21 protein-coding genes are annotated in these 21311 nt (G+C 71.5%); 13 read left to right on the plus strand and 8 right to left on the minus strand.

Translation table 11 applies throughout. The annotated features are described in order from the left end of the window. Positions 1-46 precede the first annotated feature (46 nt). Complete coding sequence (locus ACIGDI_RS32960; protein ID WP_399904377.1) at positions 47-892, minus strand: diacylglycerol kinase family protein; 846 nt, start codon at positions 890-892, stop codon at positions 47-49. Between the two features lie 195 nt (positions 893-1087). On the opposite strand from ACIGDI_RS32960, the gene ACIGDI_RS32965 reads away from it, so the two are divergent. The 6 genes from ACIGDI_RS32965 to ACIGDI_RS32990 all read left to right on the plus strand — a co-directional run bounded on the left by ACIGDI_RS32965 (position 1088) and on the right by ACIGDI_RS32990 (position 6498). Next, a complete protein-coding gene (locus ACIGDI_RS32965; RefSeq protein WP_142153988.1) occupies positions 1088-2371 on the plus strand; it encodes an adenylosuccinate synthase in 1284 nt (427 codons plus the stop codon). 171 nt (positions 2372-2542) lie between these two features. After that, positions 2543-3043: a hypothetical protein gene (locus tag ACIGDI_RS32970; RefSeq protein WP_399904380.1), complete on the plus strand. Its 501-nt coding sequence runs from the start codon at positions 2543-2545 to the stop codon at positions 3041-3043. A 77-nt stretch (positions 3044-3120) separates the two neighbouring features. Next, positions 3121-3627 (plus strand): hypothetical protein, encoded by a 507-nt coding sequence (locus ACIGDI_RS32975; protein ID WP_399904383.1) that lies wholly within the window; start codon positions 3121-3123, stop codon positions 3625-3627. Further along, the gene (locus ACIGDI_RS32980; protein WP_399904385.1) at positions 3614-4048 is read left to right on the plus strand and encodes a hypothetical protein; all 435 of its coding nucleotides are present in this window, start codon (positions 3614-3616) and stop codon (positions 4046-4048) included. Before ACIGDI_RS32975 ends, ACIGDI_RS32980 begins: the two co-directional genes overlap by 14 nt. A 223-nt stretch (positions 4049-4271) precedes the next feature. Further along, positions 4272-6092: a bifunctional metallophosphatase/5'-nucleotidase gene (locus ACIGDI_RS32985; RefSeq protein ID WP_399904388.1), complete on the plus strand. Its 1821-nt coding sequence runs from the start codon at positions 4272-4274 to the stop codon at positions 6090-6092. Between the two features lie 115 nt (positions 6093-6207). Further along, positions 6208-6498: a hypothetical protein gene (locus ACIGDI_RS32990; RefSeq protein WP_399904391.1), complete on the plus strand. Its 291-nt coding sequence runs from the start codon at positions 6208-6210 to the stop codon at positions 6496-6498. Positions 6499-6510: 12 nt separating this feature from the next. Here the strand turns inward: ACIGDI_RS32990 and ACIGDI_RS32995 are convergent, their stop codons facing one another. The 4 genes from ACIGDI_RS32995 to ACIGDI_RS33010 all read right to left on the minus strand — a co-directional run bounded on the left by ACIGDI_RS32995 (position 6511) and on the right by ACIGDI_RS33010 (position 11936). Further along, on the minus strand, positions 6511-7161 hold the full coding sequence (locus tag ACIGDI_RS32995) for a hypothetical protein (protein ID WP_142154000.1): 651 nt from the start codon (positions 7159-7161) through the stop codon (positions 6511-6513). A gap of 74 nt (positions 7162-7235) precedes the next feature. Continuing rightward, positions 7236-9728, minus strand: coding sequence for a dolichyl-phosphate beta-glucosyltransferase (locus ACIGDI_RS33000; RefSeq protein WP_399904394.1), 2493 nt, complete (start codon positions 9726-9728; stop codon positions 7236-7238). Continuing rightward, positions 9725-10426 (minus strand): GntR family transcriptional regulator, encoded by a 702-nt coding sequence (locus tag ACIGDI_RS33005; protein WP_399904397.1) that lies wholly within the window; start codon positions 10424-10426, stop codon positions 9725-9727. Before ACIGDI_RS33005 ends, ACIGDI_RS33000 begins: the two co-directional genes overlap by 4 nt. A gap of 154 nt (positions 10427-10580) precedes the next feature. Beyond that, on the minus strand, positions 10581-11936 hold the full coding sequence (locus ACIGDI_RS33010; RefSeq protein ID WP_399904400.1) for an aspartate aminotransferase family protein: 1356 nt from the start codon (positions 11934-11936) through the stop codon (positions 10581-10583). A gap of 139 nt (positions 11937-12075) precedes the next feature. Here ACIGDI_RS33010 and ACIGDI_RS33015 point away from each other — a divergent pair, with 139 nt between their 5' ends. The 4 genes from ACIGDI_RS33015 (at position 12076) to ACIGDI_RS33030 (ending at position 16718) form a co-directional block, all read left to right on the plus strand. Next, positions 12076-12675: a type 1 glutamine amidotransferase family protein gene (locus ACIGDI_RS33015; RefSeq protein ID WP_399904402.1), complete on the plus strand. Its 600-nt coding sequence runs from the start codon at positions 12076-12078 to the stop codon at positions 12673-12675. Beyond that, positions 12672-13130, plus strand: coding sequence for a MarR family winged helix-turn-helix transcriptional regulator (locus ACIGDI_RS33020; protein ID WP_399904405.1), 459 nt, complete (start codon positions 12672-12674; stop codon positions 13128-13130). The genes ACIGDI_RS33015 and ACIGDI_RS33020 overlap by 4 nt, the downstream gene beginning before the upstream one ends. 84 nt (positions 13131-13214) lie before the next feature. Beyond that, positions 13215-15233 carry a protein kinase gene (locus tag ACIGDI_RS33025; RefSeq protein ID WP_399904407.1) on the plus strand — a complete coding sequence of 673 codons (2019 nt, stop codon included), beginning with the start codon at positions 13215-13217 and terminating at the stop codon, positions 15231-15233. Positions 15234-15323: 90 nt separating this feature from the next. Beyond that, a complete protein-coding gene (locus ACIGDI_RS33030; RefSeq protein WP_399904410.1) occupies positions 15324-16718 on the plus strand; it encodes a M20/M25/M40 family metallo-hydrolase in 1395 nt (464 codons plus the stop codon). Between the two features lie 117 nt (positions 16719-16835). Here the strand turns inward: ACIGDI_RS33030 and ACIGDI_RS33035 are convergent, their stop codons facing one another. Next, entirely contained in the window at positions 16836-17585 is a 750-nt protein-coding gene (locus ACIGDI_RS33035; RefSeq protein WP_200701687.1) for an SLATT domain-containing protein, read from the minus strand. Between the two features lie 273 nt (positions 17586-17858). On the opposite strand from ACIGDI_RS33035, the gene ACIGDI_RS33040 reads away from it, so the two are divergent. The 3 genes from ACIGDI_RS33040 (at position 17859) to ACIGDI_RS33050 (ending at position 19528) form a co-directional block, all read left to right on the plus strand. After that, entirely contained in the window at positions 17859-18203 is a 345-nt protein-coding gene (locus ACIGDI_RS33040; RefSeq protein ID WP_200701697.1) for a YbaB/EbfC family nucleoid-associated protein, read from the plus strand. A 76-nt stretch (positions 18204-18279) separates the two neighbouring features. Beyond that, a complete protein-coding gene (gene recR / locus ACIGDI_RS33045; protein ID WP_055536881.1) occupies positions 18280-18879 on the plus strand; it encodes a recombination mediator RecR in 600 nt (199 codons plus the stop codon). Further along, the gene (locus tag ACIGDI_RS33050; protein ID WP_200701686.1) at positions 18872-19528 is read left to right on the plus strand and encodes a DUF5063 domain-containing protein; all 657 of its coding nucleotides are present in this window, start codon (positions 18872-18874) and stop codon (positions 19526-19528) included. The genes recR and ACIGDI_RS33050 overlap by 8 nt, the downstream gene beginning before the upstream one ends. Positions 19529-19546: 18 nt before the next feature. Here ACIGDI_RS33050 and ACIGDI_RS33055 read toward each other — a convergent pair whose 3' ends face one another. Continuing rightward, positions 19547-20383 carry a PhzF family phenazine biosynthesis protein gene (locus ACIGDI_RS33055; RefSeq protein ID WP_399904414.1) on the minus strand — a complete coding sequence of 279 codons (837 nt, stop codon included), beginning with the start codon at positions 20381-20383 and terminating at the stop codon, positions 19547-19549. A 38-nt stretch (positions 20384-20421) separates the two neighbouring features. Next, positions 20422-21153 carry a TSUP family transporter gene (locus ACIGDI_RS33060; RefSeq protein ID WP_399904417.1) on the minus strand — a complete coding sequence of 244 codons (732 nt, stop codon included), beginning with the start codon at positions 21151-21153 and terminating at the stop codon, positions 20422-20424. Between the last annotated feature and the right edge of the window lie 158 nt (positions 21154-21311).

Raw genomic sequence — 21311 nt, forward strand, 5'->3', positions numbered from 1 at the left:
GTCACCGCCCCGGCAGCGTGAGCCCCCGAGCGCCCCGGGAGCCTCCTCACCGCCCCGGCAGCGTGAGCCCCCAGGCGCCCTCCCACACCGTCCACGTCCTCCTGCGTACCGGCCCGCACACGCCCGCGTCCGCCCGGTAGCGGAAGTCCGCCCCCGACACGCTCACGGTCCGCCCCTGGGCCCGTACCGGCGAGGCCTCCGCGCCCACCGACAGGGGCCGTACCTCGACCTCGGCCACTCCGCGCTCGCCCGGCACGACCGACACCGCCTCCACCGGCTGGTCCAGGTCGACCAGGGTCTCGCCGTCGACCTCGATGCGCAGGCGGGCGGCGCGGGGCGGCTGCGCCGGGGCCTCACGGGCCGGGACGAGGGTGCGTACCAGGGACTGCGCCGTGCGCAGCCACGGGCGCCCCGCGGCTTCCTCCAGCGGCGTGTGCGCCTCGCTCAGCGGAGGGATCCGCAGCGCGCCCAGCACCACCCCGTCGCTGTCGTCCACCAGCAGGTCCATCCGCCGTACGGCCCCGTCGAGAACCGACCGGGCCGCCGCCACCGCGCCCGTGGGCACCCCCAGGGATCGGGCCACCGACAGCGCGGCCCCCACCGGGACCATCGACAGCGCGCATCCGGCCAGTTCCCGCTGCCGGTGCAAAAGGGACACGGCTCGCACCAGGGCCCGGTCGTCGCCGATGACCACCAAGCGTCTCGACCCGCGCCGGGAGAGGGCCCGGACGAACTCCTCCGGACCGTCCGGGAGGCAGACCTTGGTCTGCGCACCCGCGCTGAGCACGTCTTTCGCGATGCGTACCGACTCCCCGTCCGTCCGTCGGGCCACCGGATCGATGACCACCAGCAGCTGTTCGGAACTCGCCTCGGAAGTCGCGGAAGTCGCCACCTCGGTCCTGCCTCGCTTCCTCGGGTAGCATCTTTGTGCAAGAGCCCCTTGCGCTATTGCGCCAGGGGCTTCGTCTATTCCGGGGCATCCGGTCCGACGGGTTACGGCCAACGACGGCCATGGTGCACGCGGCGGTGAACCCTACGCGTGCGCCCCTGACCTTGGACATGCCCCGCCCGGAAGGGGTGTACGCGCGTGCCCGCACTTGTGCTGCTCGGTGCTCAGTGGGGTGACGAAGGCAAGGGAAAGGCGACCGACCTGCTCGGTGGCTCGGTGGATTACGTCGTGCGGTACCAGGGCGGCAACAACGCCGGCCACACCGTCGTCGTGGGGGATCAGAAGTACGCCCTCCACCTGCTCCCTTCCGGAATCCTCTCGCCGGGGTGCACCCCGGTCATCGGCAACGGTGTCGTCGTCGATCCTTCGGTCCTGTTCTCCGAGCTGAACGGACTGAACGAGCGCGGCGTCGACACGTCCAAACTCCTCATCAGCGGTAACGCGCACATCATCACGCCGTACAACGTGACCGTCGACAAGGTCACGGAACGCTTCCTCGGCAAGCGGAAGATCGGTACGACGGGGCGCGGCATCGGACCGACCTACGCGGACAAGATCAACCGCGTCGGCATCCGGGTGCAGGACCTCTACGACGAGTCGATCCTCACGCAGAAGGTCGAGGCGGCCCTCGACGTCAAGAACCAGATGCTCACCAAGCTCTACAACCGGCGCGCGATCGCCGTCGACCAGGTGGTCGAGGAGCTGCTGGGCTACGCGGAGAAGCTCGCGCCCTACGTCGCCGACACGGTCCTGGTGCTCAACCAGGCCCTGGACGACGACAAGGTCGTGCTGTTCGAGGGCGGCCAGGGCACGCTCCTCGACATCGACCACGGCACGTATCCGTTCGTGACCTCGTCGAACCCGACCGCGGGCGGCGCCTGCACCGGCGCCGGCGTCGGCCCGACGAAGATCAGCCGGGTCATCGGCATCCTCAAGGCGTACACCACCCGCGTCGGGTCCGGTCCCTTCCCGACGGAGCTGTTCGACGAGGACGGCGAGGCACTGCGCCGCATCGGCGGCGAGCGGGGTGTCACCACCGGCCGAGACCGCCGCTGCGGCTGGTTCGACGCGGTGATCGCCCGCTACGCCACCCGCGTCAACGGCCTGACGGACTTCTTCCTGACCAAGCTCGACGTCCTCACCGGCTGGGAGCAGATCCCCGTCTGCGTCGCCTACGAGATCGACGGCAAGCGCGTCGAGGAGCTGCCGTACTCGCAGTCGGACTTCCACCACGCGAAGCCCGTCTACGAGACCCTCCCGGGCTGGTCCGAGGACATCACCAAGGCGAAGTCCTTCTCCGACCTGCCGAAGAACGCCCAGAACTACGTCAAGGCGCTGGAGGAGATGTCCGGCGCCCCGATCTCCGCGATCGGCGTGGGCCCGGGCCGGGACGAGACGATCGAGATCAACTCGTTCCTCTGACCCGACGCCTCGAAGGAGCCGCCCCACCCGGGGCGGCTCCTTCGCGCTGCTCGCCGGGGGCGACTTGGCCGAGCCGGGTGACGACCACACTGCCGCCGGGCGCACCGGCTCCCGCGCCGACCGGCACCTCCCGCGGCAGTACGACACCACTTCCGCCGCGGCACGATCGAAGTGGAAGCACGCGTGCGATTGATCGATGTGGAGATCGACCGGTACGACTGGTCGGCGTTCACCTGTGGATGTACGAAGACGGCCGCTCACCTGGCCGACGACCTGCTTCGGCTGGCCTCGGCGCAGTCCAGCGAGGAGGCGCGGGCGCTTCACATCGAGAACCACGCCCTGATTCAGTCGATCCCGCAGGAGCCGGCGGTTCACGTCGCCTCGGTGCTCATGGCGGCACTTGCGGGTGACCTGTCCCCTGGGGCGAGGTTCGTATGCCTGGATCTGCTCGGCGGGCTGGTGTTCAGCGACGACGACGACTCGTCGGAGAAGTGTCGGCAGATCGCGCGGCAGGGGCTCTGGGTGCTGTACCGAGACCTGTGGTCGGGCGCATCGCCCGGCATTGCCGCGTGTGCCTATTACGTTCTGCGGGCGATCGAGGACGACGAGGCCCGGCTCCGCGCCTACCGGAATACAGGTCGATTCGCCCTGCCCGACTACCTCGCCGACTGATCGGACAGAGCCGATGTGGCCTGGGCGAGGCCGTCCCCCTACTGCGGACGAGGCCATCGTAGATCCGGAGGGCCCGGATGCCTGACGATGACTGTGTGCGCATTCACGGGAGTCTCGCGCGGGCGGAGTTGGAGCGGCATGACTGGGACGCGATCCGGTGTGGGTGCGGTCAGTCTGCCGGGCATCTGCTCGCCACTTTGGAGACCATCCTTGCCGGGGGCGCCTCCGGTGCCGTGCGAAGTCTGGACGACCACGTGGTTGTCCAGTCCGTTCTGATGCCCCCGGCGCCCGCAGTCTGTGCGGTCGTCATGGCGTATCTGGCGGATGGCATGACGGTGGCGCAGGAGCAGGAGCTCCTTTGGCTGCTGCTGGCTCTGGTCGCGGGCGAGGTGGACGGTGATTCGGTGGAGGACCGTCTCCAGATGCGCTGCGTGGAAACGGTCCGCGACGGGTTGTGGCTCGTCTACCGGGCCCTTCTTGATGCCAGTGGTCCCGTGGCCAAGGGATACGCCGACGATGTGCTGGACATAGTGGAGTGGGATCCGGTGAGGCTGGAGCAGTACCGATTCAGTGAACCCGGGTGACACCTTGGCGATTCACCCGGGCTTCGGCGTCGCGCTGACCCGGCTCATGAACCACCGCCGGACGGATGTCGCGCGGTTGTCCTCCGCGTCCGGCGTCCCGGAGGCCGAACTCCGGGCGGTGGTGTCGGGGACGTCGCCGTCGGCCGGACCGCTGTCGTGGACCTGGTCCGGATCGCGATGGCACTGCCGTCGGACCGGAGAGCCGTTCGAACTCGTCGAACCACCTTGGCCCGACGATCCGTTGCCGGCGGAGATGGCGGGGCTGCTGTGGAGCTGCCGACGCCTGACGCCGGTTCAGGTGGGGCTCGTGCGGGACGAGGCGGAGTCGATGCTTGTTCCGGTGCCTGACGACGCCTCTGCCGAGGAGTGGAACCGGGTCCGTCATCACCACGGGCGATGGTGGGGGGCGTCGAGGCAGTGAGAGGCCGGTGCCCGACATCGAGGACGCCGTGGGCGTCGTAGAGGAACAGCCGCGGCAACTCCACCCGCTTCCCCGCCTCACCCAAGCTGACTCATCTTTGAACTGGACATGGCCAATTCCTGGTTTTCCGGGCGGCCGGGCAGAGGTCACGCTCTACGCGAGTAGCCCCGCACGTCCGACTTGTCTACGCGCGTCGCGCCACGCCAGCTTCCAGGAGCCCCTTATGCCCGTCAGTCCCCTGAACCGCCGCGAGTTCGTGAAGAAGTCGGCCGTCACCGGAGCGGCCGTCGCCGCGGCGGGGGCTGTCGGCACCGGTACCGCCCGGGCCGCCGACGGCCAGATGCCCGGGATGGCCCCGAAGACCTGGTCCTTCTCCATCCTGGGCACCACCGACCTGCACAGCCACGTCTTCGACTGGGACTACTACAAGGACGCGGCCTACAGCGACAAGGCCGGCAACTCCGTCGGCGTCGCCCGGGTCGCCACGCTCATCAAGCAGCAGCGCGCGGCCAAGGGCGAGGAGCACGTTCTGCTCGTCGACGCCGGCGACATCATCCAGGGCACCTCCCTGGCCTACTACTTCGCGCGCGTCGCCCCGATCACGGGCACCGACGGCAAGCCCGGCCCCAAGCACCCGATGGCCGTGGCCATGAACCACATGCGCTACGACGCCGCCGCCCTCGGCAACCACGAGTTCAACTACGGCATCGAGGTGCTGCGCAAGTTCGAGCAGCAGTGCCGCTTCCCGCTGCTCGGCGCCAACGCGCTGGACGCCAAGACCCTGCGCCCCGCATTCCACCCGTACACCGTCAAGCGCATCTGCGTGCCGGGCGCGCCCGACATCAAGGTCGGCATCCTGGGCCTGACCAACCCCGGCATCGCCCTGTGGGACAAGGACAACGTCAGCGGGAAGATGGTCTTCCCGGGCCTGGTCGAGCAGGCGAAGAAGTACGTGCCGAGGCTGCGCGCGCTCGGCTGCGACGTCGTCTTCCTGACCGACCACTCCGGACTCGACGGGTCGAGCTCGTACGGCGACGCCCTGCCGTACGTCGAGAACGCCTCCAACCTCGTCGCCGAGCAGGTCCCCGGCATCGATGCGATCCTGGTGGGCCACACGCACGTCGAGGTGCCGTCCTACACCGTGAAGAACGCGGAGACCGGCGAGGACGTCCTGCTCTCCGAGCCGTACTGCTGGGGCTACCGGCTGAGCGTCTTCGACTTCGAGCTCGAACTCCACCACGGCCGTTGGAAGGTCACGAAGAAGACGGCTCAGACCCTCAACCCCAACACGGTGGAGGAGGACCCGGAGATCAAGAAGCTCCTGGAGGCCGACCACGAGCTGGTCGTGAAGTACGTCAACACGGCGGTGGGCACCTGCACCGAGGACCTCTCGGCGACGGAGTCCTGCTGGAAGGACGTGCCGATCATGGACTTCATCCACCAGGTCCAGATGGACACGGTGAAGGCCGGCCTGTCCACGAGCGACGCGGCGCTGCCGCTGATCTCGGTGGCCGCGCCCTTCAGCCGCACCGCCGACATCCCGGCCGGGAGCGTCACCATCAAGGACATCGCCGGCCTCTACATCTACGACAACACCCTCTACGGCAAGAAGCTCACGGGCGCCCAGCTCAAGGACTACCTGGAGTACGCGGCGAAGTACTACCACCAGGTCCCGTCCGGCACGAAGGTCGACACCTCGACCCTGACCAACGCCAACAACTTCTGGGACTACATGTACGACACCGCGGCGGGGGTCGACTACGAGATCGACATCGCGCAGGCGGAGGGTTCGAGAATCAAGAACCTCACCTACAAGGGCGCGGCGATCGCCGACGACCAGGTCTTCGTCGTCGCCGTCAACAACTACCGGGCGAACGGCGGTTCGGGCTACCCGCACATCGCCTCGGCGGACATCGCCTACAGCTCCACCAACGAGATCCGCCAGCTGATGATCGACTACGTGACGTCGAAGGGGACGCTGGACCCGAAGGACTTCGCGGTGACGAACTGGAAGCTGACCCAGGACGGGACCCCGGTCTTCTGACCGGAGCGCGGCGGGCGAAGGGCGACCGGCGGTCCAGCGGCCGGTCGCCCAGGCAGGGCGTATCGGGCATACGATGAAAAAGCCGCGTATCGGTCTACAGGAGAAGGTGAGTGCGATGCGCGTGTTGCTCAAAGCGTCCATGAACACCGAGAAGGCCAACGACGTCATTCGCAGCGGCAAGATGCCCCAGCTGATGGAGGAGATCCTCGGAAATCTCAAGCCCGAGGCCGCCTACTTCACCCTCGACCACGGCGTACGCACCGCCTACCTCTTCTTCGACCTCCAGGACAGCTCCCAGATGCCGTCCGTCGGCGAGCCCTTCTTCCTGGACCTGGGCGCCGAGATCGACCTCACGCCGGTCATGAACGGCGAGGACCTGCAGAAGGGTCTCTCGCAGCTCCGGTAGGGCAGCGGCCGCTCAGCTGAAGACGATCATCGACCCCTGTGCCAGGCTCCGCGTCGCCGCCGCGTGCAGCCCCAGCCAGACGTGACGTTCGCGGGCGAAGGGGCTGGGGTCGTACGGCGCCGGGACCGCCGGCTCCTCCAGCTCCGTGGGAGCGCGCGGCGGTTCCGGGGCGGCCGGCGGGTTGGCCGGGTCGATGCCGATCGCCGGGGCGACGTACTCCAGTTCCCGCAGCAGCGCCTGCGAGGAGCCCAAGGGGCCGCCGCCGGACAGCAGTTCGTCGTTGGACAGGGGCTGCGGGAAGTCCACGGGGACGTACGCGCCCGCGTGGTCGTAGTGCCAGACCAGGTGCGACTGCTGTGCCGTCGAGTCGAACATCTCCAGCAACTGCTCGTAGTCGCCGCCCAGATCGTCGACGGGGGTCACCGGCAGACCGCAGACCTGCAGCAGGTAGACCCGGCGCAGGAAGTGCAGCGCGTCGTAGTCGAAGCCGGCCACCGGGGCGACCTCGCCGGACAGGCCCGGCATGTACTGGTACACCGGCACCGGCGGCAGACCCGCCGCGGCGAGCACGTCGTTGTACTGCGCGAGTTCGTCGGCGAAGGGATTGTCGGGGGTGTGGCACAACACGTCGACGAGCGGTACCAGCCACAGGTCACAGGCCAAAGAGGGCTCCCTAGCGAGGTGGTCAGTCAAGGAAGGGTAGTCGGTGCGGCTCGGGGTGGGACCGGGTCGTCGGGTCAGGTGCCCTTGTGCAGGTCCCATACCCACACGCCGTCCACCCACTTCCCGTCACGGCCCATCAGTTCCCGCAGCGCCCTGCGCAGGGCGTCGGCGTGCGGCTGCGGCGCCACCACCAGCACTCCCGCCTTCCAGTACGCGAGGTCCCGTGCGGCCTGTGCCCGCCAGTTCTCGCCGATCTCGGGGACCACACCGGTGTCACGGACATCACTGAACAGCTGCGAGGTGTAGCGCGGAGCGGCTCCGTAGATGCCCCTGCGCTCCTTGCCCCATGGACCGTTGAAGTAGCCGCCGGGGAGCCTGAAGCCGTAGTCCGCCTCCTCCTGCCAGCGCAGGGGCGTCGCGTCGCCCGCGTCGGGCAGCGGCACCGTGACGAGCGACTCGCCCCCGTGGACGTACGACTTCCAGGTGCCGTTCGTGAAGAACGCCGGCGTCTCGGCCCGGGGCACGGTCTTGAGCGGGGCCGGGATCAGCGGGAGCAGGGCGAGGCAGACGCCGAGCAGGCCCAGGTACTGCGTGCCCCTCTCAGGGGTGGCCGCCAGACGCTCCAGCGCGAGGGCGAGCAGCATGCCGAGCGCGGGGGCGCAGACCATCGCGACCCGGCCCTCGATGACCGACTCGAACAGGGGCAGGTGGGCGAGGAGCGCCCAGGGCCCGGGGTAGGTCCTCTCCGTCAGCGGGATGCGGAAGCCGGCCCCCAGCGAGAGCAGGGCCGCCCCGACCGCGGTCACCGCCAGCGCCTTGACCAGGGCCCGGTCCCACAGCCGTACCGTGATCGCGAAGGCGAGGGCGACCAGGGGCCAGCCGTAGAAGGCGTTCTGCTCGGTGGGGTTCATCGACAGCTCGTTCGCGCGTTCCGCGCTGCCCGCGACGAGGGAGCGCTCGGCGAAGGAGAGCAGCGCGAGCGGGCTGTTGCCGGCGTTGTCGCCGTGCGGCATGTTCGCGTAGCTCTGCGGGCCGGTGAACTGCCAGACGAGGGCGTAGGCGACCAGCGGGAGGCAGACCGCGGCCGCGATCCCCAGGCCTTTGAGCAGCGGGCGCCACGCGGCCCTCGCCACCTCCGGGCGTACGACGGCGTAGGCGGCGGCGAACAGCACCAGGCCGAGCGCCGCCAGCAGCAGCGGCTCCTCGCCCAGGAAGATCTGGTAGGCGGCCATCAGACCCAGCACGACCCCGTCCCGGACCACCCGGCCGCCCTCGCACAGGCGCAGGGCGCGGCCGACGATCAGCGGGATCATGAACAGGACCACGAAGTTGGGGTGCGCGTTGGCGTGGCTGACCATCGGCGGGGCGAAGGCGGCCAGAGACGCGCCGAGGAAGGCCGCCGGGCGGTGCCGCACGACCCGCTCGACGATCAGCCGGTACCAGGCGAACCCGGTGACGGCCAGGCCCAGCGTCATGGCGACGGCGAGGGAGAGCGCCGGGCCCGCGAGGAGGGTGAGCGGGGCGAAGGGGACGGACAGGCCGAGCATGACCGTGTTGGCCATGAGGTTCACGCCGGCGGGGAAGTTCTGGGCGTCGGAGAAGAGCGGATTGTCCAGGTGGGCGAGGTTGTGGGCGGTGACGCCGAAGAACCACTCCCACTGGTTCTGGTCCTGCAGGGAGTCGACGAGGTAGCGGTGCCCGGGGTCGAAGAGCCGGCCCGAGTACAGGGCCATCGACATCAGCAGGAAGAGCAGCAGGGCGAACAGGTCGGCCGGGCGCACGGACCGGGCGCGCACGCGGGCCAGTTCGGCGAGGGCGCGGACGTAGTCGAGGGCGCGCACCTTCGAGCCGGGCTGGTGGGACCAGCGCACGGGGACCTCGGTGACCTGCCAGTTCGCGCGGTGGAAGTGGTGCAGGACCTCGACGTCTATCGCCCACCCGGCGACCCGGGAGGCGGCGAAGGCCTCGCGGGCCCGGTCGCCCTCGAAGAGCTTGAAGCCGCACTGGGTGTCCCGTACGCCGGGGACGGTGCCGCTGCGTATCAGCAGGTTCCCGGCGCGGCCCAGCAGCCGGCGCACCGGATGCTGACGCTCCCCGATCGTGGCGCCGGGCACCGAACGGGAGCCGATCGCCGCCGAGTTGCCCTCGGCGAGCGCCGCGTCGAGTTTCTCCAGCTCCTCGATGGGGGACGCGAGGTCGGCGTCCGTGACCAGCACGCGCCGGCCACGGGTGGCGGCGACGCCCAGCCGCAGCGCGCTGCCCTTGCCGCGGTGCCGGTCCGCGACGACGAGCCGGACGCGGGGGTCGGCACGGCCGGCGACCACCTCGCGCGTCCCGTCACCGGACCCGTCGTCGGCGACGACCACCTCCCACGTCCCCCAGCGCCCGTCGCCGTGGGAGAGGTAGTGGGTGACGGCGTCCAGAGTGCGCCCGAGCCGCTGCTCCTCGTCGAAGGCGGGGATGACCACGGAGAGGTCGAGGGTCGTGGCGTTCGCCCCTGGGCCGCTGCCGTTCCCTCCCTCTTCCCCTTCCCCGGCGGTTCGCTCCTCGCCCGCCAGGGCGCTCATCCGTTCGCCAGCCGTTCGATGAGGGCGAGGGCGTGGGCGTTGTAGGCGTCGACGATCTCCCGCGCGGCCGGCAGGTCGCGCCGGGACAGCGCCTCGACCAGATCGGTGTGGCCGGACCACAGGGCGCCGCGCAGGTCGGTGAGCCGGCGCAGGTGCTGTGTCGCGCACACCCAGGACTGCACGCGCAGGCGGTGCAGGAAGTCGGCCAGGTAGGGGTTGCCGAAGAGGTTGCCCAGTTCGTGCCAGAAGCGCAGGTCGTAGCCGATCAGCACGGTGAGGTCGCCGGCCAGTGAGGCACGCTGGGCCTCCTCGCCGCGTCGGCGCACTCCGGCGAGGGCGGCGTTGGCGCGGGCGTCGTCCGGTGCGGGCAGACGCCCGGTGCCGGCCTCCAGGGCGTGGAACATGCCGTCGGTCACCAGGCTGCGGGCCTCGACGATGCCGCGGTAGTCGGCGACGGAGTACTCGTGGACGTGGAAGCCGCGGTGCTGGTCTGCGTCCAGCAGGCCCTGCGCGGAGAGGTCGACCAGCGCCTCGCGCACGGGCGTCGCGGACACCCCGTACTGCTCGGCTATCTCCTTGACCGTGAACTCCTGCCCCGGTTGGAGTCGTCCCGCCAGCACCTCGTCGCGAAGCGCGTCGGCGATCTGCTGCCGCAGGGTGCTGCGGGTCACGGCGCCGTTGCCGCTGCTGCCGGGCATCGTCGGGCGGTCTCCTCGGGGCGGTCGGGTGGCGTGCACGTCTATACCTACGAGCACGCCACCTTACGCGTTCGGGATTCGCCCGTTTATCCGTGTGCCCGGTGCCCGCCGGCCACGTTCCCGCTACTCCGTGTACTCGCCGACCGCGGTCCGGCTACTGCGTGTACTCGTCGGCCACGGACAGTGCCGCGTCCAGTGCCGCGAAGCCCTCCTTCAGCTCGGCCTCGCTCACGTTGCACGGCGGCACGACGTGCGTGCGGTTCATGTTCACGAAGGGCCAGATGCCGTGCCGCTTGGCGGCGGCGGCGAAGGCGGCCATCGGGGCGTTCGCCTCGCCGGCCGCGTTGTAGGGCACCAGCGGTTCGCGGGTCTCCCTGTTCCTCACCAGCTCCAGCGCCCAGAACATGCCGACACCGCGGACCTCGCCGACGCTGGGGTGCCGCTCGGCGAGCTCCCGCAGGGCCGGGCCCACGACGGTCTCGCCGAGCCGCCGGGCGTTGTCGATGACGCCCTCCTCCGCCATGACGCCGATCGTCGCGACGGCGGCGGCGCAGGCGAGCGGATGCCCGGAGTAGGTGAGGCCGCCGGGGTAGGGCCGCTTGCCGAAGGTCTCGGCGATCTCGCCGCTGATGGCGACGCCGCCGAGCGGCACGTACCCGCTGTTGACGCCCTTGGCGAAGGTCATCAGGTCGGGGGTGACGTCGAACAGGTCGGCCGCGAACCACTCGCCGGTCCGCCCGAACCCGGCCATGACCTCGTCGAGGATGAAGACGATCCCGTACTTGTCGCAGATCTCGCGCACGCCGGCGAGGTATCCGGGCGGCGGCACCATGATCCCGGCCGTGCCGGGGACGGTCTCCAGGACGATCGCGGCGACGGTGCCCGGCCCCTCGAAGGCGATGGTCGTCTCCAGGTGCTCCAGCGCCCGCGCGGCCTCCTGCTCCTCGGTCTCGGCGTAGAAGCGCGACCGGTACAGGTACGGCGCCCAGAAGTGCACGACCCCGGCGGCGGCCGAGTCGGAGGCCCAACGCCGCGGGTCACCGGTGATGTTGACGGCCTGCTGCGTACCGCCGTGGTACGACCGGTACGCCGACAGCACCTTCGCCCGCCCGGTGTGCAGCCGGGCCATCCGCACGGCGTGCTCGACGGCGTCCGCCCCGCCGTTGGTGAAGAAGATCTTGTCCAGGTCCCCGGGGGTCCGCTCGGCGATCAGCCGGGCCGCCTCCGAACGGGCCTCGACCGCGAAGGCGGGCGCGAAGGTGGACAGGGTCGCGGCCTGTTCCTGGATCGCGGCGACGACCTTCGGGTGCTGGTAGCCGATGTTGGTGTAGACGAGCCCGCTGGTGAAGTCGAGGTACCGCTTCCCGTCGTAGTCCCAGAAGTACGACCCCTCCGCGCCGGCGACGGCGAGCGGGTCGATGAGCTCCTGTGCGGACCAGGAGTGGAAGACGTGCGCACGGTCCGCCGCCTTCACGGCGGCACCGGCCCGGGGATTCGGCTGAGGGGTCATGCGGGCGAGCGTAGGGAGCGCCGAGGGGGATGCGACATCGGCGTCCTGTCTGTGGTCCGGGGGTTTCCGCGACAGGTTGTCGACATCGGCACCCGGCCCACCTCTTGACAGCATGCTGTCGCACTGACAGTCTGCTGTCATGAACTCCAAGTCCGTGCATCTGGCTGTGTACGACACGCTCGCCGACTGGGAGACCGGGTACGCGACGGCGTATCTCGCCCGGGCCGGGTATCGCGTCCGGACGGTAGGCGCGTCCGCGGCGCCGGTCCGGAGCATCGGCGGGCTGCGCGTCGAACCCGACCTCGTCCTGGACGACGTACGCCCCGAGGACAGTGAGCTGCTGATCCTGCCCGGCGCCGATCTGTGGGACTCGGGCGACAAGCTGGCGCCCTTCGCCCGCAAGGCGCGGGAGTTCCTCGACGCCGGCACGCCCGTCGCCGCGATCTGCGGAGCCACCGCGGGGCTCGCCCGGGAGGGGCTGCTCGACGACCGGAACCACACCAGTGCGGTCTCCTTCTACCTCGCCGCGACCGGATACGGCGGCGGCGGGCGGTACGTCGACGCGGACGCCGTCACCGACGGGAACCTGATCACCGCCGGACCCACCGAGCCCGTCGCGTTCGCGCGGGAGGTGTTCGGGCTGCTCGGGGTGTACGAGGGGAAGGTCCTCGACGCCTGGTACCGGCTGTTCCACGACTCCGACGCCGAGGCCTACGCCGTCCTGGAGAACGCGCGTTGAGCAGGGAGCGTCAGGAACTGCTCAGCCGCGGCGCGCTCGGGGTCTTCCGGCTCAACGGCCAGTTCCTGGGCGTCGCCGAGGAGCTGGCGGGGCCGGCCGGGCTCACCGCCGCCCGGTGGCAGGTGCTCGGCGCGGTGCTGCCGGAGCCGCTGTCCGTCGCCGGGATCGCCCGGGTCATGGGCATCACCCGGCAGAGTGTGCAGCGCATCGCCGACCTGCTGGTGGAGCGCGGCCTCGCCGAGTACCGGCCCAACCCCGCCCATCGCCGCGCCAAGCTCCTCGCGCCGACCGACGAGGGGCGCGCGGCGATCGGGCGCATCGGCCCCGGGCACGCCGCCTTCGCCGACCGGCTGGCGGAGGCCTTCGGCGAGGCCGAACTCGCCGAGGCGGTGGGCACCCTGGAGCGGCTGGCCGACGTGCTCGAGAAGCTCGGACCCCCTGTTACGGAACCGTAGACACCGCTCCGGCCGTCAGGCCCCCCGCCCCGCACTATCGTGGGCACGTTCCACAGGGTATCGGGGGATTTCGGGGGGCCGGGGATGGAGAAGCTCGGGGCCGGCGATCCGCGACGGATCGGGGCATACCGGCTGCTGGCGCGGCTGGGCGCGGGCGGGATGGGGTTCGTGTACCTCGCGCGGTCGGACCGCGGCCGTACCGTCGCCGTCAAGCTGGTGCGCCGGGAGCTGGCCGCGCAGGAGGAGTTCCGGGAGCGCTTCCGGAAGGAGGTGCAGGCCGCGCGGCAGGTCGGCGGGTACTGGACGGCGCCCGTGCTGGACGCCGACACCGAGGCCGCCGTGCCCTGGGTCGCCACCGGGTACGTCGCCGGGCCGAGCCTGCAGCAGGTCGTCGGACACGACCACGGGGCGCTGCCCGAGCGGTCGGTACGCATCCTCGCCGCCGGGCTCGCGCACGCGCTGAAGGACATCCACGCCGCCGGGATCGTGCACCGGGACCTCAAGCCCTCCAACGTGCTGGTGACCATCGACGGCCCGCGGGTCATCGACTTCGGGATCGCCCGGGCGCTGGAGACCGTGACCGACGGGGGGCTCACCCGGACCGGCGCGCTCGTCGGGTCGCCCGGCTTCATGGCGCCCGAGCAGGTGCGCGGCGACCGGATCACGCCCGCCTGCGACGTCTTCTGCCTCGGCTCCGTCCTGGCGTACGCCGCCACCGGCGCCCTGCCCTTCGGCACCGCCAACAGCGGCGTGCACGCCCTGATGTTCCGGATCGCCCAGGAGGAACCGGACCTGGAGGGGGTGCCCGAGGGCATCGCCGACCTCGTACGGGACTGCCTGAAGAAGGACCCCGCCGCCCGGCCCACCCTGGACCAGGTCCTGGAGCGCACGGGCGCCGAGGACACCGTGCTGGGCGGACGCTCGAAGGACCCGTGGCTGCCGAGCGCCCTGGTGGCCCAACTCGGGCGGCACGCGGTGCAGTTGCTGGACACGGAGGACCCGGATCGCACGGCGGAGGGGGCCTGGGCCGCGGGCGCCACGGCCGTCGCCCCGGGCACGGCACCGTCCCTCGACAAGCCGGCGCCCGAGGTCTCGCCCGAGCACGCCCCCGCCGGGGATGACACGCCGGCGCGGCCGGGCCCGGACACGCCCGCCGGGCCGCCACCGCCGGGACAGCCGGCCGGCGGCGCGCCCCTGAACCACCTCCCGACGCAGGTCGCCGGACCGTCCGCCCCGACACCCCCGCCCACCCCGCAGTCTCAGAGCCAGTCCGCCCACGGCCATCCCGAACAGCCGCAGTCGCAGTCCGGCACAGGGGGCGCCCAGCAGCAGCCGGGCTACGGGTATCCGCAGCAACAGCCACCCGGATACGGGTATCCGCAGCAACAGCCCGCCGGATACGGGTATCCCCAGCAACAGCCCCCCGCCTACGGCTACCCCCACCAGCCCGGCTCCTACGGCGCCCTCGGCTCCACCCCGCCGTACGGGCCCGGCCCCTACACCGGCCCGTCGACCACCGTCCCCCAGGAGGCGCCCCGCAGAAGCGGCCGCTCCACGGCGTTGCTGATCGCCGTCGCCCTCGTCGTCGCGCTCGGTGCCGGCGGCTCGGTGTACGCCATCATGAACGGCGGCGGCAACGACAAGGCCGACGACAAGCCCGGGCCGGGGCCCTCCACGAGCGCGCCCACGACCCCCGGACCGACCACGCAGCAGCCCACGTCCGCCTCTCCGACCACGTCCGCGCCCTCCGACGGCGCGGTGCCCGCCGCCTACCTCGGCACCTGGAGCGCCACGATCACCAACGCGGACGGCGAGAACACCCGCCGGCTCACCATCCAGCAGGGCAAGGTCGGCGACAACGTGCTCTCCCTCGTGGCCGACGGCCCCACCTCCAGCGGCAGCTACCACTGCGTGTTCCAGGCCGAGCTGACCCAGGACCCGGGCGGCGACGGCCCGCTGGAGCTCGGGCCCTCCATCGTCACGGTCGGCGACTCCGGCTACTGCAAGCCGGGCGACCCCACCGAGATCAGCCTGCTGCCCGACGGCAGCCTGGAGCGCGTGAACACCACCAACGGGGAGAAGCTGAAGTACACCAGGGGCTGAGCGGACCCGGCCGGCGCCTGCCCCACACCCTTGTGCCCGCCTGGCGTGCCCATGACGATGGTGGGGGTATCGGCAGACTCGGGAGGGCACATGCGTCCCACCAGGAGAACGGTCCTGACCGCGACGGCGGCGGCGAGCGCGACCGCACTGGGCGCCGCGGGGGCCGCCCCCGCCGAGGCCGCCGCCCCGGCGCCGCCACCGACGGCCCAACGCCCCTCACGGGAACTCCGTTCGCTGTTACGGGAGTTGGATCCGGACCGGATCGAGGCGACGGTGCGCAGGCTGGTCTCCTTCGGCACCCGGCACACCCTCTCCGCCCAGGACGACCCGGCCCGCGGCATCGGCGCCGCCCGCGACTGGCTGCTGGCCGAACTGCGGTCGTACGCCGCCGAGTCGGCCGGCCGTATGACCGTCGAGCTCCAGTCGTACGTCCAGGAACCGGCCTCCCGCATCCCCACCGCCACCCGCATCACCAACGTCGTGGCCACCCTGCGCGGCTCGGTGACACCGGACCGTGTGTACGTCGTCTCCGGGCACTACGACTCGCGGGTCACCGACGTCATGGACGCCACGTCCGACGCGCCGGGCGCGGACGACGACGCGTCCGGGGTGGCGGTCGTACTGGAACTGGCGCGGGTGATGGCGAAGCGGCGGCCGGCGGCCACGATCGTGTTCGCGGCGGTGGCGGGGGAGGAGCAGGGACTGTACGGGTCGACGCACCTGGCCGAGCTGCTGAAGGCGGCCGGTACGGACGTGCAGGGGATGTTCACCAACGACATCGTCGGCAGCCCGACCGCCGACGACGGGACGCGGGACCCGCACACGATCCGACTCTTCGCCGAGGGAGTGCCCACCTCCGAGACCCCGGAACAGGCCGCGATCCGCAGGTCGGTGGGCGGCGAGAACGACTCGGCCACCCGCCAGCTGGCCCGCTTCGTCCGGGACGTGGCCGACAACGATGCCACCGGCATGCGCGTCCGCGTGGTCTACCGCCGCGACCGCTACCTCCGCGGCGGCGACCACATCCCGTTCCTCGAACGCGCCTACCCGGCCGCCCGCTTCACCGAGCCCGCCGAGGACTTCGCCCATCAGCACCAGGACGTGCGCGTCGAGAACGGAAAGCAGTACGGCGACCTGCCGGAGTTCTGCGACTTCGGCTTCGTCGCCCGAGTGGCCAGGGTCAACGCCGCCGCCCTGTGGACCCTGGCCCAGGCGCCGGGGACACCGAAGGGGCTGAAGATCGTCACGTCCGCCCTGACCAACTCCACGACGCTGGTGTGGAGCCGCGGCACGGAGCCGGACCTGGCCGGGTACGAGGTGGTCTGGCGCGAGACGACGGCGCCGGAATGGACCCACGTGATCCCGGCGGGCGACGTCACGACGTACGAGGTGGACCTGTCGAAGGACAACGTCTTCTTCGGCGTACGAGCACGCAACACCCGCGGCCAGTGCAGCCCGGTGGCCTTCCCGAGCCCCCAGACATAGGGGGCGGGCACGCCCTTAGTTAGGGGCGCGGGGAACTGCGCGACCAGCCACACGCAACCCGCAGCCGCGAACGGCCCCGCACCCCCACGGCGACCAGGCACCCGCGTCCCGCACCCCTCACCGCGGCTCCGGCGGCCGCTGGCGCGGCATGTTCGGCCGGGAGTTCGCGCCGGGCGGCAGCGGCAACCGCCCCTGCGCGCTCCCCGGCTCCTGGCGGCCGCCACTCGCGCCCACCGACTGGATCCCCATCGGCGCCGACCCCGTACGGAACTCCACCATCCAGTCCGCCGTCTCGGTCCGCACCAGCTCCGTCACGTCCTCCGCGAACCGCCGCAGCACCGCCAGACAACGCTCGGCGGCCTCCCCGGCGGTCCCCTCGGTCGGCCCCAGGACCTCGCGCACGCTCTCCGACGCCCACTCGAACTGCAGTGCCTGCAGTCGTCGCGTCACCGCCTGCGCCGTGGCCACGTCCCTTATCCACCCGGACGTCACCCCGAAGAACCGGTCCACCGCCACGCAGGCCACGGCCAGCAGCAGCGCCAGATATCCCCAGGTGGCGGCCCCGCTGAGGACCCCGGTGAGGTCGAGCAGCGGCAGCGCGGCCCCGGTGACCGCCCCCGCCGCCGTCCCGGCCCGCAGCGCCCGCGCGCCGCGCCGCTTCCACACCCGGTCGGCGAGGTACCAGGCCGCCGTGTCCATCGCCCCGCGCTCCACCCACCGGTACAGCTCGTACAGCCGCTCGGCCGGCTCGCCCCAGTCCCCGAGCGGGAACGACCGCCCGGCCAGATCGCCCGGCCGCAGTCCGGCCGCGCCCTCGCCGCGCCCGTCCTGAGGCGGACCCTCGGGCTGCATCTCCGGCTGACCCACCCGGCACTCCCTACTGATCCACTGATCCCGAACCGACGCCGACCGTTCACATTGCGTGACATTGGATGACGACGCGGGACCCTTCCTACCGCCCAATGGGTGGCGAAGGCCTGCCTTTCGTCTCTTTTCCGCTCGCAAGGGGGCCTTGATCAGGTATGGGAGTCGCGGCGATCTCACTCGAAAGAGTGGCGGGGCGATGGCTGCGCGGAACACGTAGGCTCGTGCACAACGGTGGAAGCACAACGGATGAGACGACGAAACCAGGAGCTGATCGTGATTCCCGGTGGTGGCCAGCCCAACATGCAGCAGCTGCTCCAGCAGGCCCAGAAGATGCAGCAGGACCTGCAGCGGGCGCAGGAGGAACTGGCGCAGACCGAGGTCGACGGACAGGCGGGCGGGGGCCTGGTGCAGGCCACCGTCACCGGCTCCGGCGAGCTGCGCGCCCTGAAGATCGACCCGAAGGCTGTGGACCCGGAGGACACCGAGACCCTCGCCGACCTGATCGTCGCGGCGGTCCAGGCCGCCAACGAGAACGCGCAGGCCCTGCAGCAGCAGAAGCTCGGCCCGCTGGCCCAGGGCCTCGGCGGCGGCAGCGGCATCCCGGGCCTGCCGTTCTAGGAGCCGGCACCGCCTTTCTAAGCGGGGCCTGTGGCAACTACCGTACGAACTGAAAGACTCCAGGAAGGGCGATCCGTTGTACGAAGGCGTGGTCCAGGACCTCATCGACGAGCTGGGACGGCTGCCCGGCGTCGGTCCCAAGAGCGCCCAGCGGATCGCCTTCCACATCCTGCAGGCGGAGCCGACGGACGTACGGCGCCTCGCCCAGGCTCTGATGGAGGTCAAGGCGAAGGTCCGCTTCTGCGCGACGTGCGGCAACGTCGCGCAGGAGGAGCTGTGCAACATCTGCCGCGACACCCGCCGCGACCCCTCCGTCATCTGTGTGGTGGAGGAGCCGAAGGACGTGGTCGCGATCGAGCGCACCCGCGAGTTCCGCGGCCGCTACCACGTCCTGGGCGGGGCCATCAGCCCCATCGAGGGCGTCGGCCCCGACGACCTGCGCATCCGAGAACTTCTCGCGCGGTTGGCCGACGGTACGGTCACGGAACTGATCCTGGCCACGGACCCGAATCTGGAGGGCGAGGCCACGGCGACGTACCTCGCCCGAATGATCAAACCCATGGGCCTCAAGGTCACCCGCCTGGCCAGCGGCCTCCCGGTGGGTGGCGACCTGGAATACGCGGACGAGGTGACCCTCGGTCGCGCCTTCGAGGGGAGACGACTCCTAGATGTCTGACGCCACGCTGCACGACGCGACGCAGGACCCGGACGACTTCGCCGTCCAGATCGCGGACCAGGTAGAGAGCTTCCTGGTGGCCGTCACGGAGGTGGCCAAGGGCGACGAGCCCGGCTCGGCCGTCCCCTTCCTGCTGCTGGAGGTCTCCCAGCTGCTGCTGGCCGGCGGCCGCCTCGGCGCGCACGAGGACATCGTCCCCGACGAGCGCTACGAGCCGGACACGGGCCCGGACGCCGACGTGGACGAACTCCGCGAGAACCTCGCCCGCCTGCTGGACCCGGTGGACGTCTACTCGGAGGTCTTCGACCCCTACGAGCCTCGCAAGGCCCCCGTGCCGGCCCGGCTCTCCGACGACCTCGCCGACGTCATCACCGACCTCCGCCACGGCATGGCCCACTACCGCGCCGGCCGCGTCACGGAGGCCCTGTGGTGGTGGCAGTTCTCCTACTTCTCCAACTGGGGCTCCACGGCCTCCGCCGCCCTGCGCGCCCTGCAGTCCGTCCTCATCCACGTCCGCCTCAACCAGCCGCTCGAGGAGCTGGACGGCCTGGACACGGACCAGAGCATGGGCGACGAGACACTGGAGTTCGAGGCGGGCAAGGTGATGGCGGAGGAGATCGCGGGCCCGCTGGGCATCAAGCGGGGCTAGGACTGCTCCGGCCTCGGATCAGAGCGCTACGGCCGCGCCGGCCACGCCGATACCCGTGCCCGGCTCCGCCGGTACCGTCACGGTGATCGTGCTCGGCCGGCCCATGTCCGCGCCCTGGTGGACGGTCACGGTCGCGGGCGTCGCCACCAGCCCCAACTCGCGGAGGTAGCCGCCGAGAGCGGCCGCCGCGGCGCCGGTCGCCGGGTCCTCGACGACACCGCCGGGCGGGAACGGGTTGCGGGCGTGGAAGACCGTGGGGGACTCCCGCCAGACCAGGTCGACGGTCGTCCAGCCGCGACGGTCCATGAGGGCGGCGAGCGCGCCCATGTCGTAGCGCAGTTCGGCCAGCCGCTCGCGGTCGGCGGCGGCGAGGACCGGATGCCAGGCGCCGGCGAAGGCCACGCGCGGCGGGAGCGCCGGGTCCAGGTCCTCGGCGGCCCAGCCCAGGATCGCCAGCAACTCGGCCAGGTCGGCCTCCGGGACCGGCACCGAACGCGGGGCGACGCTCACCAGGGTCGCCACCAGCGTGCCGTCGGCCGTCCGGTCGGTGGTGACCGTGACCGGGCCCGCCTTCGTGCGCAGCTCCAGCCGTCCGGTGCCGTGCCGCTCCGCGTGCGCGACAGCTGTCGCGATCGTCGCGTGACCGCAGAACGGGACCTCGGCGAGCGGGCTGAAGTACCGCACGTCCAGGGTGCCGTCATGGGACGGCACCACGAACGCCGTCTCCGAGTAGCCGACCTCGGCCGCGGCCGCCAGCATCGCCGCGTCGTCGACGCCGGTGGCATCGAGCACGACACCCGCCGGGTTGCCTCCCGCCGGGTCGGTGCTGAACGCCACGTATCGCAGAATCTCCATCCGGCGACCGTATCCGAACTGCCGTACGGCGGAGGCGTTCACAGCCCCCACAGTCCCTTCCCCACGGCCGTCACCCCGCCGGTCAGCGCGAGCGTCAGCACCAGCAGTCGGGCCCGCTTCTCCGGTATGCGCTGCGCGAGCGACCTGCCGACGAGCGCGCCGGCCGCCATCGCGCAGGCCACCGCCGTCCACTGGGCGCCGCCCAGCCGCGGCGCCCCGTTCGCGGCCACCGAGAAGGCGTTCACCACCACCCCGTAGAACTGCGCGTTCGGCACGAACTCCCGTACCGTCCAGCCCGCGTTGAGCGCATACAGGGAGATCGGCGGGCCGCCCACGCCCGCCGCCGAGTTCATGAACCCGCCGACGGCACCGGCGGCGACGGCCCCCTTCGTCCCGCGCAGCGCGGCCACCCGCGCACCCCGCATCACCAGCAGCACGGCGACCGTCACCAGAGCGCCCATCACCAGCAGCAGGCCGGGCTCGGGCAGCCGACGCGTCACCCATGCCCCGGCCGGCACCGTGCACGCCGCCGCCAGGCACAGCGGCACCATGGCGGCCGGCCGCACCCGCCGCCACCCGCCCGCGAGCCCGACGACGCTGATGGCGCCCGCGGCGCAGTTGGCCAGCACCACCCCGTCCACCGGCCCCAGCAGCAGGACCAGTGCGGGTACGGCGACCAGCGCGAAGCCCATGCCGGTCAGCCACTGCACCGACGAGCCGAGCAGCACGATGCCCGCGAGCAGCGCGTCGCCGGCCCACCCCTCGGTCACGCCTCGGAATCCTCCCCCCACCGGCGGGTGTGATCAATGGCGCGTCCCGGCGGTGCCCCTGAGCGAGCGGGTTGTGACCCGGGGCACTTTCCGAGTGGCGCGGACGTTCGGGGGGCAGGTGCTGTCCGGAACGCGAGCGGGCCGAGATCTCACGATGC

The organism is Streptomyces sp. NPDC085900, assembly GCF_044540925.1.
GTDB lineage: Bacteria > Actinomycetota > Actinomycetes > Streptomycetales > Streptomycetaceae > Streptomyces > Streptomyces gilvifuscus.